We start from the raw sequence: 16,920 nt of genomic DNA on the forward strand, positions 1-16,920 counted from the left end.
CAAAGTTTGAAAGTTTCATAAAAAAAATTAAATGGTGATTGTAGCTCAGTTGGTTAGAGCGTCGGATTGTGGTTCCGAAGGTCGTGGGTTCGAGACCCATCATTCACCCCAAAGCCTTGAGAAATCAAGGCTTTTTTTATGCATAAAATTTAAGGATAAAAAAAAAACTCTGGTATTCACCAGAGTTTTTTTTTTAATTTCCTGTTTTGTCAACCACAGGTCTATCTTTTCTGTTAGCTAATTCCCATGCTATTGTAAAAGCCAATTGAGTTCTTTTTGCCAACGCATCATATTCAATTTTACTAGGATCATCACCTGGTAAATGGTAATCTTCGTGTGTACCGTTAAATAAAAAAACCGATGGGATATTGTGTTTAGCAAAATTATAATGGTCAGAGCGATAATAAAAACGATTTGGATCGTTACGATCGTTGTATTTGTAATCCAGCGTCAAATTAACGTACTTTTTATTAGCTTCTTCGGTAATATTATACAAATCGGTCGATAAATAATCAGAACCGATAACATAAACATAGTTGTTACTTTCTTTATGAAAATCATCACGACGCCCAATCATGTCTATATTGATGTCGGCTATTGTTTTCTCTAAAGGGAAAAGAGGATGTTCTGAATAATATCTTGAACCATGTAAACCGTGTTCTTCTCCAGTTACATGTAAAAATAAAATAGAACGTTTAGGTCCAAAACCTTCGTCTTTTGCTTTTTTAAATGCTTGAGCTATTTCAAGTAGAGCCACTGTACCAGATCCATCATCATCGGCACCATTATATATTTCTCCATTTTTCATCCCCACGTGATCATAATGAGCAGAAATAACAAGAATCTCATCCGGTTTTTCAGAGCCTTCAATAAAAGCCCAAATATTTTCGGAATCACCTAATTTAGGAGCAAAAGCTCTTTGGAAATAGGAGGAAGGAATTGGTTGATAAAAAGTGGAAGCCCCTTTAGGAAAAGATATTCCGTTTTTTACATATTGTTCGATCAGGTATTTTCCTGCCTTTTTTTGTCCTTCTTCTCCAGTGTTTCTCCCTTGCATTTCATCGGAAGCAACAATATATAAGTGTGTTTTTAATTCTTCAGCCGTGATAGAATTCATATAATTCACAATGGCAGGCTTGACAGGTTTGGTTGTAATGGAATTCTGTGCAAAGCCACTCATAAATGAGAGCGAAGCAATAGTCCAGATAAATATTCTTCTTTTCATATAGATTTAATTGGTTAACGAATGTAATTAAATCCAAAGTTAAAGTCAATAAAAATTAGGATTAATTAACATTTAGAGCACTGTAGGCTATCAAAAAAAGAATAAGTACAGAAAATAGTAAAAGATTTATAAAGCCAATGAATGAAGCTTTAAACAGCGAAAACCAAAACTTTTCCTTGTAAAATAGACGATGCGCTTTGTAGAAATATAAAATCCACCACATGAATAGAAAGTTAGTAGAATAGTTTTCTATTACCGAAAGGGTTTCAAGTTCTAAAAACCATGATAATAAGAAAATAAATGTTGCATTGATGGTATAAGACAACAATAGCATTGAGAAATAATGAATGGTGAAAATTCCATTATCAAAATAATACCAGTTTTTCTTGTTGTGAAAGAGCTAAAGCACAAAAGCGAAAAACGGTAAAAACAAGAACAATGCTTTAGGAATGTTACTGTATAAGGATTTATAGAATTTTTCTGAAAAGTCTTTGTCTTGAGATTGTTTGGTTACATTTTTTAAACGATCCAACAACCATTTTTCACCAGGTGTTTTTTGTTCTAAAAACTCTTGGTCAAAGGCAAGACTATCGATTTGAATAACCTCATTTTTTTGTTTCTGCAAATTTTCTCCAATGGAAGTTATTGGTTGTGTTTTATTAGGATCTAATGAGGTTAATAAAGACAATAAGAAAAATGTAAGGAAACTGATAAAAATATAGAGTTTGACAGGAGCTACATATTTTTTTCTTTTTCCAGACAAATACTCTAGAGTCAATTTTGCGGGATGCAATAATAAATAACGTATCGTTTTCCAGAATGCACTGTCGTAATGGACAATGTCTTCTATGGTGTGAAAAAATAGATAATAAAAAGATTCTTTAGTTTCTATATTTTCTTGTCCGCAATTAGGGCAAAATCTTTTCTCAACTACGTGTCCGCAGTTTAAACAAGTCATGTCTTTTCTAATTGCGTGTTTTCCCATACTATTTATTCTTCCTGATTAAAAACATGTGATTTAGCATACGCGCGCCATTTTTCAATACATTCGGCCATATCTTTTGGTATTTCTGTATCAAATCGCATGTATTTTTTGGTTACTGGATGTTCAAAACCTAACGTTTTAGCATGAAGGGCTTGTCTCGGTAAAATTTTGAAACAATTTTCTACAAACTGCTTGTATTTAGAGAAAGTAGTTCCTTTTAGGATCAAATGACCTCCATAACGCTCATCGTTAAATAGCGGATGTCCTATGTGTTTCATATGCGCTCTAATTTGGTGTGTGCGCCCAGTTTCTAGGATACAAGAAACCAAAGTCACATAGCCAAAACGCTCTAATACTTTATAGTGTGTAACAGCTGGCTTACCGATGTTTGGATCTGCATAAACAGCCATTTGCATTCGATCGGTGGCATGACGTGCTAAATTTCCTTCAATGGTGCCTTCGTCTTCTTTTACATTTCCCCAAACGATAGCAATATATTCTCGTTCCGTTGTTTTTTCTTCAAACTGTTTGGCTAAATGAGCCATTGCAGCATCCGTTTTGGCAATTACTAGTAAACCCGAAGTATTTTTATCAATACGATGCACCAAACCTGGGCGTTCGCTACTATTCATGGGAAGATTTTCGAAATGATAGGCTAAAGCATTTACTAAGGTGCCAGTATAATTTCCATGACCAGGATGCACCACAAGACCTACAGGTTTGTTAATCACCAATAGCGCATCATCTTCATATACAATATCTAACGGTATATTTTCTGGAATAATATGGTTTTCGAAAGGCGGATGCGAAAGCATTACTTTAATTTCATCAAAAGGCTTCACTTTGTAATTAGATTTTACCGGAACGCCATTGGCAAAAATATTACCTCTCTCAGCTGCTTGTTGTATTTTATTGCGAGTAGCGTTTTCAATAAGTTGCATTAAAAACTTATCTACACGCAGTATAGATTGACCTTTGGGCGAAATAAATTTATGATGTTCATATAATTCGTCCTCTAATTCTTCATTTTCAAAAACTTCTTTATTCATTTTTATTCAATCACAGTTGAATCAATTTGATTGGTACTATCTAGTTCTTCTTCATCGAAACCTATTTTACCATCTCCCAATACTAAATCTATTTTTGACATTTTTAAGACCTGTTGACCGGCTCTTACTTTTTTTCCGTTCATTCTCATCTCTAACACCATGTCTTTAGCAAGGTTAGGAATATAAGTGGTGTCACCAACTTCAAGACCTAGCGCTTTTAAGGTTGGAACTGCCTGACGGTAAGTTTTTTGAACCAATTCCGGTAAACGAACTTTTGCATAGGTTTCAGCGTTGATTTTTACATAAATCACACGGTTTTCTTTTACTTTAGATCCAGGGTGAGGATCTTGTTGTACCACAGTCAGTTTTGGGAAAGCAGGATCGTAATCAACGGTATCTAAAAGTTCATAATCTAAATCCAATTCGTCTAATTTGTCTTCCGCTTCTTCCAACGTTAGTTTACTTAGGTTTGGAACAGTAATTTCTTCGCCATGATTGGTAGTGAAATTAATCCATTGCATAAATAAAAACATTGAAAGACAAACAATTAAAAAGGCTAACCCTAGTTGTTTGAAAAAAGTAAAGCTTAAAAGAAAACGTTTCCAACTCATTTTAAAAGTGATTTACTGCAAACTTACATAAATTTTTTGTGTAAAATATATAAAATAGGAAAGGCTTTTGATTCAAAAAAATGATACTTTTGTTCAAGTACAAAAAATAAATATGAAAAGTATTGCCATCATTATGGGAGGTTACTCCAGTGAGTACCAAATTTCGCTGAAGAGCGGAAATGTTGTTTATCAGAACTTAGATCAAACGAAATACAAAGGATATCGTATCCATATTTTCAAAGAAAAGTGGGTTTATGTAGACGATGACAATGTGGAATACCCAATAGATAAAAATGATTTTTCAGTAACGGTTAACGGTCAGAAAATTACTTTTGACTGTGTGTTTAATGCTATTCATGGAACACCAGGTGAAGACGGGTTGATGCAAGCCTATTTTGAATTGTTAAACATTAAGCAAACTTCTTGTGATTACTATCAAGCTGCTTTAACGTTTAATAAGCGAGATATGTTATCTGTACTAAAACCGTATGGCATAAAAACAGCTACTTCTTATTATTTGAATGAGGGAGATGTAATAGATGTTGATGCAATTATCGAGAAAGTGGGTTTGCCGTGTTTTGTGAAACCGAATAAATCGGGATCTAGTTTCGGTATCTCTAAAGTACACCAAAAAGCTGATTTTATGGCTGCGATAGAAGCGGCTTATAAGGAAGATAATGAAATTATTATAGAAAGTTTTCTGGATGGGACAGAAGTTTCGGTTGGAGTAATTAATTACAAAGGCGAAATAATTGTGTTGCCAATTACTGAAATTGTATCAGAAAATGACTTTTTCGATTATGAAGCTAAATATTTAGGAAAATCTCAAGAAATTACTCCAGCTAGAATTAGCCCGGAAATTGAAAAAAGAGTGCGTGAAGTAGCTAAAAAAGCCTACGAAGTTTTAAAAATGAGTGGATTTTCTCGTAGCGAATATATTTTGGTAAACGGAGAACCTCACATGTTGGAAATGAATACCATTCCCGGATTAACCAATGAGAGTTTAATTCCACAGCAAGCTAAAGAGGCTGGTATTTCATTACAAGATCTATTTTCGAATGCAATAGAATTGGCTTTAAAAAAATAAATAATTATGCGTAGAGCTATTTTTCCAGGATCCTTCGATCCTATCACACTAGGCCATTTGGATATCATCAACAGAAGTATTCCGTTGTTTGATGAGATTATTGTTGCCATTGGCGTTAATGCTGAAAAAAAATACATGTTTCCTCTAGAAGAACGCAAACGATTTATTGAAGAAACATTTAAACACGAGGACACAGTTTCTGTTATTACCTATGAAGGATTAACCATTGATATCTGTAGAAAGTTTGAAGCAGATTACATTCTTCGCGGGTTGCGCAATCCTGCAGATTTTGAATTTGAAAAAGCTATTGCTCATACCAATAGAAAGTTATCTAAAATTGAAACCGTTTTCCTTCTAACAGCAGCAGATACTTCATATATTAGTTCAAGTATAGTACGAGATGTAATTCGTAACGGAGGAAACTATAAAGTGTTAGTGCCACCAGCGGTTGAAGTCAAATTCTAATATAATAACAAGCAAAGGGTTTTCTTTGCTTTTTTTGTCATCATGAAAAAACTATTCACATTTCTCGTTTTATCTTCCTTTTTTGGATTTGGTCAAACTAAATATCAAACTTTTTTTGAAAAAGGTAATGGTAATCAATCGGCTACTTATAAAGAGGTGATCTCTTTCTTTCAATTATTGGATCGTGATTTTAAAACTGTCAAAATGCAAGAAATGAGCACCGAAGATAGTGGAAATCCTTTGCATATTGTTTCGTATAGTGCTGATGGTAAATTTGATTATAAAAATCCGAATAAGAGTGTAGTCTTGGTTATTAATGCCATTCACGCCGGAGAACCTGATGGTGTTGATGCTTCGATGCTTTTACTCCGCGATTTGGCTACCTCCAAAATTAGCGTGCCACAAAATACTATTTTAGTTGTTGTTCCTGTATATAATATAGGAGGTCTTCTGAATAGAAATTCTACTTGGCGAACCAATCAAAATGGACCAGAAGAATACGGTTTTAGAGGAAACTCTCGAAATTATGATTTAAACCGCGATATGATCAAAGCGGATACCAAAAACACTAAAGCACTGATTGAAATTTTTCATGCTGTTACTCCCGATGTGTTTATAGACAATCACGTAAGTAATGGTGCAGATTATCAATATGTGTTGACATTCATCCAGACTGAGCCTAGTAAAATAGGGAAGGAGTTAGGGGATTTTATGAATAAAGAAATGATTCCAAGTATTGAGAACGATTTAAAATCAAAAAATATTGAAAGTGCACCTTATGTAAATGTTTGGGGTAGTACACCAGATAAAGGTTTTGCTCAGTTTAATGAATCGCCAAGATACACCACTGGATATACTTCATTGTTCAATACGATTGGATATGTGGTAGAAACACACATGTGGAAAGACTATGCGAGTCGCGTAAAAGTGACCTATGAATTTATGGTTAGCACCTTGAAATATGCCGATTCTAATGTAAAAACCATAAAAGAAATACGAAAAAGAAACGCAGATCTTTTTCAACCCAAGAAACGTTATCCTTATGCTTGGGTTATAGATTCTTCTAAAGTACAAAAACGACGCTTTTTGGGTTATGAAGGAAAAATTAAAAAAAGTGATGTTACTACCGGAAATCGTTTGTACTACGATCGAAGCCAACCTTTTGACAAAGAAATTAATTTCTACACGCACTACAAACCAACGAAAGATATCGTAATTCCAGATGCGTATATTGTACCAAAAGCATGGTTCAATATTGTAGAGTTATTAAAATTGAATCAATGTCAATATAAAGTACTTAAAAAAGATTCGGTAATAGAGGTAGAAAGTTATCGTATCGTTGATTATAAGACTTCTTCACAAGCATACGAAGGACATTATTTGCATCGAAATACCGTAGTTAGCTCTACGAAAGAAAAGATTCAATTTTTCAAAGGAGATTATATTTTTCCAACGAATCAGCCAGCTATTAAGTATTTATTGGAAGTCTTAGAACCGGAAATGGTTGATTCTTTTTTTAATTGGAATTTTTTCGATACGATTTTACAGCAAAAAGAAGGGTATTCAGATTATTTATTTGAAGATTTAGCAGCAAAACTTTTTCAGGAAAATCCAGAATTGAAGAAACAGTTTGAAGAGAAACTTAAAAGAGATCCTGAATTTTTGAAAAATCCTCCAGCACAATTAGATTGGATACATAAAAATTCGGTGTATTACGAAAAAGCACATTTGCAATATCCTATATACCGTATCGTAAACTAATTGGTTTCTATTTAAAGATTAACGATTTATTAGAATTGGAACTAAAAGACAAAAAAAAACAACCACGAAAGTGGTTGTTTTTTTAGTTTTTAAGACTGTATTTTTTTTCTTCTTCAAATAATAATTTGATATTCTCGTAGGAATTTTTCAGAGCGCTTTCAATTTCTTCAGGATTTAGCCAAGCCACTTTTTCTATTCCTTCTTCTGCTTGTCCTACAAGCGGTCCTTCAAAATCGGTGTGCATTTCGTACCATTGCGTAATCTTTAGTTTGTACTTACCGTTACGTTTGAAGATATGATACGTTTTTTGAAGTTTTTTTGTAATTTTTAAGTTACTTACTCCTGTTTCTTCCTCAACTTCTCTTTTAGCGGCATCTTCAATTTCTTCGTATTTATTAAGACCTCCTTTGGGTAAATCCCACTTTCCATTTCTTAAAATAAATAAAACTTCTCCTTTTTTATTATAAACTAAACCACCTCCAGCTTTATTAACAGGAATTTTCTCTTTTAATTTTTTTATAATTTCTTTTTCGTCCGGATGATATAGATAAGCTTTGTGTATTTTATGTTGAAAATAATTCACAATAAGTTGTTCAATATCGATGCTTTCCAGTAGGAAAAATTTGAAATCGGTTTCCTTAACAATCTGATTTGTTAAGAAAAGAGGTTTATCGTTTACAAAAACTTTATACATTTGCAGTATGATTTTTAATAAAGACACAGCTAGTAAAACTGCCGAATTGCTTTTACAAATAAATGCAATTAAATTGAATTCTAAAAATCCTTTTACATGGGCATCAGGTTGGAAATCTCCAATTTATTGTGATAATAGGATAATTCTTTCATTTCCGGCAATCCGAAATTACATTAGAGACGAATTTGCGAAGAACATCGAAAAACAGTTTGGGAAACCAGACGTTATTGCTGGAGTAGCCACAGGAGCTATAGGCATTGGTGTTTTGGTAGCCGAAGATTTAGGTCTTCCTTTTGTTTATGTTCGCCCAGAACCTAAAAAACATGGTCGTATGAACCAAGTGGAAGGTTTTTTGCAAAAAGGACAAAATGTGGTAGTAGTAGAAGATTTAATTAGTACCGGAAATAGTAGTCTTTTAGCCGTAGAAGCCTTGAGAAATGAAGGAGCAAATGTTAAAGGGATGGCAGCCATTTTTTCTTATGGATTTGAAGTGGCAGTAGAAAACTTTAAGAGTGCTAATGTAGATTTGTACACATTGAGCAACTATGAAAATCTTTTAGATTTAGCCGTTGCAAAAGAGTACATCACCGAAGCGGAGCAAGATACTCTAAAAGAATGGCGTAAAAATCCTTCCGAATGGAATATTGAAGTATAATTTTGTAGAGAATTTTAAAAAAATTAATGATATAACAAAGATGAATTTAGAAAGCCCAAAAGTATCCGTACCAAAATCTGCTGAATATTTATTTAATGAGTTGTCTCAAGTGAAAAACTTCGAGAAATTAATGCCGGAAAACATTGCAAAATTTGAAGTTCTAGATGAGAATGCTTTTATTTTCGGATTGAAAGGAATGCCTGAAATTAAATTGAAAATGAAAGATAAAACGCCAAATTCTAAAATTGTTTTAGGAGCAGCTTCTGATAAATTACCATTCACATTAACCGCAAATCTTAATGAAAATGGTGCTGAGGCGACCGAAATACAATTGGTTTTTGATGGTGAATTTAATGCTATGATGGCTATGATGATCAAAGGGCCAATCTCTAAGTTTATAGAGACGTTAGCACAAAATATGAATAAGTTATAAAAACAGATTCAAAAATAAATATGATCCCAATTGAACTCGTTCTTTTGGGATTTTTTTTTAAAAAATCAGACTTACTTCTTTTATTCCATACTCTTGAATAGAATCATCTTCTAGTAAAACCTGCAATTTGCCGTTTCGGTTTACCCCTTGAATAATTCCCATAAATTTCAGTCCTTTTTGGTTTTCTAAAACAACCGGTATTCCTTTTTTGAATAGATTTTGTTGGTATTCCTCCCAAAGGATTTCCGATTTGTTGTCAGAAATCAAAGCAACCTTTTTTTTGATTTCTTCCACAATTTGTATGACAATGTCTTGGATGTCATATTCCATACGAGTGATGCCTTTAAGAGAAGAAGCTTTCGGTAAATTATTAAATTCAGTCTGGTTCACATTCAAACCGATACCTATAATGGACTGTATTTTTCCATTTTCTTGAATAAGGTTTTCAATGAGTATGCCAGCTATTTTCTTGTTATCTGACATAATGTCGTTAGGCCATTTAACGGATAAAGACGGAATTTTATTTTTTTGTAAAGCGGCTAAAATGCCTAAAGTTACCGCAATATTTAAAACAAAAATCCCCTCGATTGTAGTTAAGGTTTCTTTGATTAAGATGCTGGTTATGAGGTTTTTGTTGTACTCGTCATGCCATTGTGTTCCGTGTTGTCCTTTTCCTTTGGTTTGGGTTTTGGCTGTCACGACAGTATAATTTTCGATGTGCTGATTTTGTGCCAAACCCTTTAAAAAATCGTTGGTTGAATCTATGGCATCGAGTTTGATTAACTTCATGTGTCGAATTTTGAAACTTTATTAACAAAGTTGATTTGTATTTTGTGGTCAAAATAAAGACAAAAATCAATAACTTTGTAGAAATATTTATAATTATTAAATGGCGAAAAAAGAAGTAAGCAACGATATTTTATTAGCAAATATCATTAAGGGTATAGAAGAAGTAAAAGGAAATGATATAGATATTCTTGACTTAAGAGAATTAGACAACACAGTTTGCGATTATTTTGTAATTTGTAATGGTAATTCCAATACACAAGTAAACGCGATTGTAAATTCTATCCAAAAAGTAGTTTCAAAAGAACTTAAAGACAAACCTTGGCATGTTGAAGGTACAGACAATGGAGAATGGGTACTGATGGATTACATAGATATTGTAGTTCATGTTTTCCAAAAACACATTCGTGAGTATTACAACATCGAGAGTCTTTGGGGTGACGCAAAAATCACATCTATTGAAAACAAATATTAATCAAAAATAGCTATGTCAAAAGAAACAAAGCAAAATAATTTCAAGTTTAATCCATGGTGGATTTATGGCGTTATTGGTGCCATTTTTTTTGCCATGTGGATTTCGGGACAATCCCGTTGGGTAGAACCTCAAAAGACAACGGTTTCAAAATTCTATGAATATTTAGATGCGGGTCAAGTAGATAAAGTTATTGTTTACAATAAAAATTCTGCAGAGGTTTTCCTTAAGCCGGAAGCATTAAAACAAAAAGTTCACGAAAAACTTCCTAAAAAAGATTTACTAAATAATCCAAATTTAGGACCTCATTATACTTTAGAAATTGGTAATGATGAGATTTTTCAAAATAAATTAGACGAAGCTTTAAAAGCGAAACGCATCACTACTTACGATTATAAAACATCTAGTGATTTCACTGATTTGTTGATTAGCTTATTGCCAATTATAATTTTAGTTGGTTTCTGGTTATTCATGATGCGTCGTATGTCAGGCGGTGGCGCTGGTGGTGGCGGAGGTCAAATTTTTAACATAGGACGTTCTAGAGCTAAATTATTCGATGAAAAAACCGATGTTAAAGTAACATTCAAAGATGTTGCTGGTCTTGAAGGAGCAAAAGAAGAAATTCAGGAGATCGTTGAATTTTTAAGAAATCCTAAGAAATATACCGATTTAGGAGGTAAAATTCCTAAGGGTGCTTTACTTGTAGGTCCTCCAGGAACAGGTAAAACCTTATTAGCAAAAGCTGTAGCAGGAGAGGCGCAAGTTCCTTTCTTCTCTTTGTCAGGATCTGATTTTGTGGAAATGTTTGTTGGAGTAGGAGCTTCTAGAGTTCGTGATTTGTTTAAACAAGCAAAGGAAAAATCACCTTCAATTATTTTCATTGATGAAATTGATGCTGTAGGTCGTGCAAGAGGGAAAAGTAATTTTTCTGGATCAAACGATGAGCGTGAAAATACTTTGAATCAGTTATTGACCGAAATGGATGGTTTTGGTACCAATACTAGTGTGATTGTCTTGGCAGCAACCAATAGAGCCGATGTATTAGATAAAGCTCTGATGCGTGCTGGACGTTTTGACCGTCAGATTTATGTAGATTTACCGGATATCCGTGAAAGAAAACAAATTTTTGAAGTTCATTTAGGACCACTTAAAAAAGTAGAAGGTTTAGATACTGATTTTCTAGCAAAACAAACCCCAGGTTTCTCGGGTGCAGATATTGCTAACGTTTGTAATGAAGCGGCTTTGATTGCTGCAAGACACAACAAAACGGCAGTAGATAAGCAAGACTTTTTAGATGCTGTTGACAGAATTGTAGGTGGTTTAGAAAAGAAAAACAAAATTATAACTCCTGATGAGAAAAGAGCGATTGCCATTCACGAAGCTGGACACGCAACGGTGAGTTGGATGCTAGAACACGCTGCGCCATTGGTTAAAGTAACTATTGTGCCTCGTGGTCAGAGTTTGGGAGCTGCATGGTATTTGCCAGAAGAGCGTCAAATTGTTCGTCCAAATCAGATGTTGGATGAAATGTGTGCTACCATGGGTGGGCGTGCTGCAGAAAAAGTGGTTTTTGATACTATTTCTACAGGAGCTTTAAGCGATCTAGAAAAAGTAACGAAACAAGCTCGTGCTATGGTTACCGTGTATGGTTTGAATGATAAGTTAGGAAATATAACTTATTATGATTCTTCAGGTCAGGCGGATTATAATTTCTCTAAACCTTATTCGGAAGAAACGGCGAAAACTATTGATGAAGAGATTTCTTCGATTATTGAGTCACAATACCAACGCGCTATAAAACTTCTAGAAGAAAATAAAGATAAATTAGAAAAATTAGCCGATGTTTTAATCGAAAAAGAAGTTATTTTTAAAGATGATTTAGAAAATATTTTCGGAAAGAGACCCTTTGAAAAGGAAGTTTTCGAATAAAAAATGTTAAAAACTCCGTTAATAAAATCGAGAAAAATCTTAATCTAATTGAAAAATTAGGTTAAGATTTTTTTATCTTTGATAATTGTTTAAAGATTAAGCATATTTACAGCACTAGATGAGTATTTTTAAAAAAATATTTGGCACAGGAAACGATACTTCGAAAGAGGTTAATGAGAATGATTACAATCCTTTTCAAGATACGCATGCACAACTTCCAGTTGATGAACAATTTACCCTTAATTTTAAAAAAAATGGAGGTAAATTTTTATACTGTGAAAATATAGCTGAACTAAACGAACAATTTGAAAATATATTAGAAGAAAATGATTGGTTTGAATCGGAAGCCTTGTGTTTGGAACCTCGGTTATTCAAGATTTTAGAGGATAATAATATTGTTTACCAGAATCCATCAAATCCAAAATTTTTCTTTACAGGTTGTGAGAGTTTGGTTGCCGAAGAAGGTTCAATCATGTTTTCTTCCACACAAATTAGACAGAAAAAAGCAGCTGAGTTACCTGTAAATATCGTCGTTTTGGCTTCAACTAGTCAAATTGTTTTAGGGACTAGCGATGGTTTAAGGGAAATTAAAAAGCGTTATACTACAGATTACCCAACCAATATTACGACTATAAAATATTTCGAAAAAGCTAAAGAAGAAGATTTCTTGCAATACGGAAGTACTCCTAAAAACTTATACTTATTACTCCTTGAGAATTTATAAAATGAATGAAACTTTAATACGTTCATTATCAGGGTTAGTATATGTTTTAATCTTACTATTAGCTACCCTTCTGTCAAGAGAATCATTTCTCCTTCTTTTCGGTTTGTTTATGTTACAAACTGTAAGAGAATTTGCAAATCTGATTCATTTACCACAAACATTGGCATTAATCGCTTCAGGATTAATCTTTATCAATTTTGCTGTTTTTGCTACACCGCTATGGGTTGATATGGTAGTGATAGTATTTTCAATTGTAATTCTAATTTTGTTGATGTTGTGGTTGTTTTCAAAAAATCAAGCACCATTTAAACATTCAGGTTGGATTACGTTAACAGGTTACATTGCCTTTCCTTTCGTATGTTTAACGAAACTTCCTATTTTGGATTCTCAATTCATTCCTTCCATTATTATTGCTATCTTTATACTGATTTGGACGAATGATACTTTTGCTTATCTGATAGGAAAATCTTTCGGAAAAAATAAATTATTTGAACGCATTTCTCCTAAAAAAACCATAGAAGGCTTCTTGGGAGGTTTGCTTTTTGCAATCATAGCAGGTGTAATTATAAGTATGTATTATGTGCCTATTTTTTCTGTTCTGACATGGATGGTTATAGCAGTGGTGACAAGTGTTTTTGGAACTATTGGTGATCTTGTAGAATCTAAGTTTAAAAGAATGGCCAACGTTAAAGATAGTGGTCGTATTATGCCTGGACATGGTGGTATTTTAGATAGACTGGATAGTATTATATTTGTAGCTCCATTTGTTTTTATTTTATTTAAAATTTTAGAATATGTTTCATAAAGAAGGTTATAAAATCATTTTAATTGCTGCTTTAAGTTTAGTTGTAGGGATTTTGTTTTTAGATAAGCTAGTAGAGATTTTTTGGCTTAGATTATCTTTACAATTGTTACTGTTGTTTTTATTTGTAATGGTCTTACAGTTTTTTAGAAATCCTAATAGAACAATTACTCCAGACGATACTAAAATAGTAGCACCTGTAGATGGAAAAGTAGTGGTTATTGAAGAAGTTTTTGAACCTGAATATTTTAAAGATAAAAGATTACAAGTTTCTATTTTCATGTCACCAATCAATGTGCATGTAACGCGATATGCTCTTTCAGGATTAGTTAAATACAGTAAATATCATCCTGGTAAATATTTAGTTGCTTGGCATCCCAAAGCAAGTACTGAAAATGAAAGAACTACCGTAGTGATTGAAAATAAAGTATTTGGTGAAATCATGTATCGTCAAATTGCGGGTGCTTTGGCTAAACGTATAGTTAATTATGCGGAAGAAGGTACTCAAGTAGTTCAGGGTACTGATGCTGGATTTATTAAATTTGGCTCTAGAGTTGACATTTATTTGCCTCTGGGAACCAAAGTAAACGTAAAATTACAGGAAAAGGCTGTAGGAAATAAAACAATTATTGCAATCGCCTAATAATATATGTCTTGTAAGGATTTAGATAATCAATTTAAAGAAGCTTTTGAATTAGTTTCTAATATGGAGCAAGACTCGCTTCCTCAGGATATTATGTTGCGATTGTATGCTTATTATAAACAGGCAGCTTTCGGAAATATTAGTGCTGTTAAGTATTCTGCTCACGATGTTATAGATGGTTTCAAGCTAAATGCGTGGATGCAGGTATCTCATCTTTCCGCTGATGAAGCAAAGCAAGCTTATATTGATTTAGTTAAAGAAATTACCCATGAAAATGAATAAGAAAAACCTATTAATTCTTCCTTTTTTAGCTTCGGCAGTAGTTTCTTGTAAAAAAGATACTTTGGTTGAAGTCGTAGATGTTCCTGCAACACCTATTGTTGCTGTAGATCAAAAAGGAGGCAAACCAAGCGATTTAAAAGCTACGGAGGGGCCTTTTCAATTGTATGCATTACCTTTCGATTACAATGCGTTAGAGCCACATTTTGATGCTACAACAATGGAATTGCATTATTCCAAACATTTGTTGCCATTTGTGAACGCTTTAAATAAAGTTGTAATTGGTACTAAATATGAAGTCTTAGAATTAGACGCGATACTTAAAAACCTAAATTTTTCTGATACCGAAGTTCGTAACAATGCCGGTGCAGTTTACAATCATAATTTTTTCTTTGAATCTTTAGCTCCTAAAGCAGGTGGTCAACCGGAAGGCGAATTATCAGAGGCTATTACTCGTGATTTTGGTTCTTATGATGATTTTATTCGTCAATTTTCCGAAACAGCAGTTAAATTAAATGGTTCAGGATGGGTTTGGTTGTTATCCGATAAATACGGAAGGTTAAGAATTATTACCACTCCTAATAATGAATCACCATTAATGAAAGGACTTGGAATTACTGGTACTCCATTATTAAATTTAGATGTTTGGGAACATGCCTATTATTTAAAGTTTCAGAATAGAAGAAGAGAATACGCTAATACTTTTTTTAGTGTTGTGAATTGGGATAAAGTTGAAGAAAGATACGGAGCCTTTTCCAAGATGGCTGTGCCAAAATATCAGTCTCCAGCACCAACATCGGAAACAATAGAAGTTCCAGTGGAGCAAGCGAAACCTACTGAAGAAGCAACAAAGTCAGAATAAAGTAATTTACAACGATAGTAATTTTACCCTCAAATTAGTCTAATAGAATTTGAGGGTATTTTTTGTGTAGATTCAGTTTGTTTTCTTGTGATACCTAAGTATTTATTATAGAAAAAGCCCGAAATATTCGGGCTTTTTATTGATAATCGAAAACGATTTATTATGTGGTTTGAGTTTGTTTCGCTTTAAAAATTAAGTAGATACCAGCTATTACAAATGGAATACTTAACCATTGTCCTGTAGTCATTATACCTAAAATATTCTCAAAACCTCCTTGACTTTCTTTTACCGATTCTACTAAGATTCTGATGGAGAATAAAGTAACTAAAAAAGAACCGAAAAGAAGTCCTTCTTTTTTACGAGCATCCGTTTTCCAATACATATAAATTAATAATAGGAAAACAAATACATAGCCTACCGCTTCATACAATTGCGCAGGATGTCTGAAAGGAATAGCATTTAAGGTATTTATGAATTGAGGATCGGTTTCAATCAGTTTATAAGCTTGATTTAAATCATTCGTACCCGTAATTTGTTCCACACTTTTATCTGCCCAAAATTCGTCATCTCTAATAAATTTTACAGCATAAAAATGATCTCCTGAAGTTACAGGACCATAAATCTCTGAGTTGAAAAAGTTCCCTAAACGAACGAAAATAGCTCCTGAGGCTACCGGGATGACAATTCGATCTAAAATCCACAGATAAGAACGTTTTAAAATTCTTGTTTTATAAAGGTACATAGCAATGATAACTGCTATAGCGGCTCCATGACTAGCTAAACCTTGAAAACCAGTAAATTTAAACTCAGGTGTAAATCTAAAAGGTAAGATAACACTCAAAGGGTCTTGAAAAATTAATTCGGTTTGATAGAAAATTACATGGCCTAAGCGGGCTCCTAGCAGTATGGAAACCACCATATAAACAAAAAGAGAATCTAGTTTTTCTTGAGGTTCGTTTTCTCTCTTAAAAATAGGAGCCATAAGATACCATCCTAGAGCAAATGCTATTACAAACATTAAGCTGTAAAAACGAAGGGTAAAAGAGCCTATCTGTATCCCTTCAGAGGGATTCCAAACAATAGATAAAAAGTAAGTCATAGTTTATTAAATCGATGAATTCAAAAATAGTGTTTTCAAAAAGATTAGGCAAAAAATATTTTACGGAAAGGTAAATGAAAATAAAACGATAGTTATATTGTTTAGGGCACAGGATCGTATCCGCTACCTCCCCAAGGGTGACAACTTAATATTCTTTTTATGCCTAAGTACAATCCTTTCCAAAGACCATGTTTTTTTAAGGCCTCAATCATATATTGTGAACAAGTAGGGTGGTACCTACATGCTGCTGGGGTAAGGGGTGAAATTACGACTTGATAAAATCGCACTAAAAATATAAAAGGAGCAATCAGTATTTTTTTCATGTGAATAAAAAAACTCCCGAGAAGGGAGTTTGTATG

20 protein-coding genes and 1 tRNA gene are annotated in these 16,920 nt (G+C 33.3%); 13 read left to right on the forward strand and 8 right to left on the reverse strand.

Annotated elements, in window-relative coordinates; genetic code table 11:
* Nucleotides 1–34: 34 nt before the first annotated feature.
* A tRNA-His gene (locus tag NAT50_RS04285) sits at nucleotides 35–111 on the forward strand.
* A gap of 82 nt (nucleotides 112–193) precedes the next feature.
* Here NAT50_RS04285 and NAT50_RS04290 read toward each other — a convergent pair.
* The 4 genes from NAT50_RS04290 to NAT50_RS04305 form a co-directional block, all read right to left on the reverse strand.
* Nucleotides 194–1,180 (reverse strand): M28 family metallopeptidase, encoded by a 987-nt coding sequence (locus NAT50_RS04290; RefSeq protein ID WP_250592028.1) that lies wholly within the window; start codon nucleotides 1,178–1,180, stop codon nucleotides 194–196.
* A 445-nt stretch (nucleotides 1,181–1,625) separates the two neighbouring features.
* Nucleotides 1,626–2,210, reverse strand: coding sequence for a DUF3667 domain-containing protein (locus tag NAT50_RS04295; protein ID WP_250591821.1), 585 nt, complete (start codon nucleotides 2,208–2,210; stop codon nucleotides 1,626–1,628).
* A gap of 5 nt (nucleotides 2,211–2,215) precedes the next feature.
* Nucleotides 2,216–3,259, reverse strand: coding sequence for an RluA family pseudouridine synthase (locus NAT50_RS04300; RefSeq protein ID WP_250591823.1), 1,044 nt, complete (start codon nucleotides 3,257–3,259; stop codon nucleotides 2,216–2,218).
* Nucleotides 3,260–3,261: 2 nt separating this feature from the next.
* Nucleotides 3,262–3,870 (reverse strand): PASTA domain-containing protein, encoded by a 609-nt coding sequence (locus NAT50_RS04305; RefSeq protein ID WP_250591824.1) that lies wholly within the window; start codon nucleotides 3,868–3,870, stop codon nucleotides 3,262–3,264.
* A gap of 112 nt (nucleotides 3,871–3,982) precedes the next feature.
* Here NAT50_RS04305 and NAT50_RS04310 point away from each other — a divergent pair, with 112 nt between their 5' ends.
* Genes NAT50_RS04310 through NAT50_RS04320 form a run of 3 tightly spaced genes read left to right on the forward strand, consistent with a single transcriptional unit; the run spans nucleotide 3,983 to nucleotide 7,183 of the window.
* Complete coding sequence (locus NAT50_RS04310) at nucleotides 3,983–4,957, forward strand: D-alanine--D-alanine ligase (protein ID WP_250591826.1); 975 nt, start codon at nucleotides 3,983–3,985, stop codon at nucleotides 4,955–4,957.
* 6 nt (nucleotides 4,958–4,963) lie between these two features.
* Nucleotides 4,964–5,422, forward strand: a complete 459-nt coding sequence (gene coaD / locus NAT50_RS04315; protein ID WP_250591828.1) for a pantetheine-phosphate adenylyltransferase — start codon at nucleotides 4,964–4,966, stop codon at nucleotides 5,420–5,422.
* A gap of 42 nt (nucleotides 5,423–5,464) precedes the next feature.
* Nucleotides 5,465–7,183, forward strand: coding sequence for a M14 family metallopeptidase (locus NAT50_RS04320; RefSeq protein WP_250591830.1), 1,719 nt, complete (start codon nucleotides 5,465–5,467; stop codon nucleotides 7,181–7,183).
* 82 nt (nucleotides 7,184–7,265) lie between these two features.
* On the opposite strand, the gene NAT50_RS04325 is transcribed toward NAT50_RS04320, so the two are convergent.
* Nucleotides 7,266–7,877, reverse strand: coding sequence for an NUDIX hydrolase (locus tag NAT50_RS04325; protein WP_250591832.1), 612 nt, complete (start codon nucleotides 7,875–7,877; stop codon nucleotides 7,266–7,268).
* Between the two features lie 7 nt (nucleotides 7,878–7,884).
* Here NAT50_RS04325 and pyrE point away from each other — a divergent pair, with 7 nt between their 5' ends.
* Together pyrE and NAT50_RS04335 are read left to right on the forward strand one after the other, a co-directional pair.
* Nucleotides 7,885–8,532, forward strand: coding sequence for an orotate phosphoribosyltransferase (gene pyrE, locus NAT50_RS04330; protein ID WP_250591834.1), 648 nt, complete (start codon nucleotides 7,885–7,887; stop codon nucleotides 8,530–8,532).
* A 40-nt stretch (nucleotides 8,533–8,572) separates the two neighbouring features.
* A complete protein-coding gene (locus tag NAT50_RS04335) occupies nucleotides 8,573–8,965 on the forward strand; it encodes an SRPBCC family protein (RefSeq protein ID WP_250591835.1) in 393 nt (130 codons plus the stop codon).
* Nucleotides 8,966–9,022: 57 nt separating this feature from the next.
* On the opposite strand, the gene NAT50_RS04340 is transcribed toward NAT50_RS04335, so the two are convergent.
* Nucleotides 9,023–9,754: a biotin--[acetyl-CoA-carboxylase] ligase gene (locus NAT50_RS04340; RefSeq protein ID WP_250591836.1), complete on the reverse strand. Its 732-nt coding sequence runs from the start codon at nucleotides 9,752–9,754 to the stop codon at nucleotides 9,023–9,025.
* Nucleotides 9,755–9,854: 100 nt separating this feature from the next.
* On the opposite strand from NAT50_RS04340, the gene rsfS reads away from it, so the two are divergent.
* From rsfS to NAT50_RS04375, 7 genes are all read left to right on the forward strand, one after another.
* Entirely contained in the window at nucleotides 9,855–10,226 is a 372-nt protein-coding gene (gene rsfS, locus NAT50_RS04345; protein WP_250591837.1) for a ribosome silencing factor, read from the forward strand.
* Nucleotides 10,227–10,238: 12 nt separating this feature from the next.
* Nucleotides 10,239–12,152, forward strand: coding sequence for an ATP-dependent zinc metalloprotease FtsH (gene ftsH, locus NAT50_RS04350; protein WP_250591838.1), 1,914 nt, complete (start codon nucleotides 10,239–10,241; stop codon nucleotides 12,150–12,152).
* A gap of 118 nt (nucleotides 12,153–12,270) precedes the next feature.
* On the forward strand, nucleotides 12,271–12,876 hold the full coding sequence (locus NAT50_RS04355) for an LUD domain-containing protein (protein ID WP_250591839.1): 606 nt from the start codon (nucleotides 12,271–12,273) through the stop codon (nucleotides 12,874–12,876).
* A gap of 1 nt (nucleotide 12,877) precedes the next feature.
* Complete coding sequence (locus tag NAT50_RS04360) at nucleotides 12,878–13,681, forward strand: phosphatidate cytidylyltransferase (protein WP_250591841.1); 804 nt, start codon at nucleotides 12,878–12,880, stop codon at nucleotides 13,679–13,681.
* The gene (locus NAT50_RS04365; RefSeq protein WP_250591842.1) at nucleotides 13,671–14,321 is read left to right on the forward strand and encodes a phosphatidylserine decarboxylase family protein; all 651 of its coding nucleotides are present in this window, start codon (nucleotides 13,671–13,673) and stop codon (nucleotides 14,319–14,321) included. The genes NAT50_RS04360 and NAT50_RS04365 overlap by 11 nt, the downstream gene beginning before the upstream one ends.
* Before the next feature lie 6 nt (nucleotides 14,322–14,327).
* The gene (locus tag NAT50_RS04370; protein WP_250591843.1) at nucleotides 14,328–14,603 is read left to right on the forward strand and encodes an acyl-CoA-binding protein; all 276 of its coding nucleotides are present in this window, start codon (nucleotides 14,328–14,330) and stop codon (nucleotides 14,601–14,603) included.
* Nucleotides 14,590–15,462 (forward strand): superoxide dismutase, encoded by an 873-nt coding sequence (locus tag NAT50_RS04375; protein WP_250591844.1) that lies wholly within the window; start codon nucleotides 14,590–14,592, stop codon nucleotides 15,460–15,462. The genes NAT50_RS04370 and NAT50_RS04375 overlap by 14 nt, the downstream gene beginning before the upstream one ends.
* 160 nt (nucleotides 15,463–15,622) lie before the next feature.
* Here the strand turns inward: NAT50_RS04375 and lgt are convergent, their stop codons facing one another.
* Entirely contained in the window at nucleotides 15,623–16,561 is a 939-nt protein-coding gene (gene lgt / locus NAT50_RS04380; protein WP_250591845.1) for a prolipoprotein diacylglyceryl transferase, read from the reverse strand.
* A 101-nt stretch (nucleotides 16,562–16,662) separates the two neighbouring features.
* Entirely contained in the window at nucleotides 16,663–16,884 is a 222-nt protein-coding gene (gene yidD, locus NAT50_RS04385; RefSeq protein ID WP_250591846.1) for a membrane protein insertion efficiency factor YidD, read from the reverse strand.
* Nucleotides 16,885–16,920 lie beyond the last annotated feature (36 nt).

It is taken from the genome of Flavobacterium luminosum (assembly GCF_023635005.1).
Classification (GTDB): domain Bacteria; phylum Bacteroidota; class Bacteroidia; order Flavobacteriales; family Flavobacteriaceae; genus Flavobacterium; species Flavobacterium luminosum.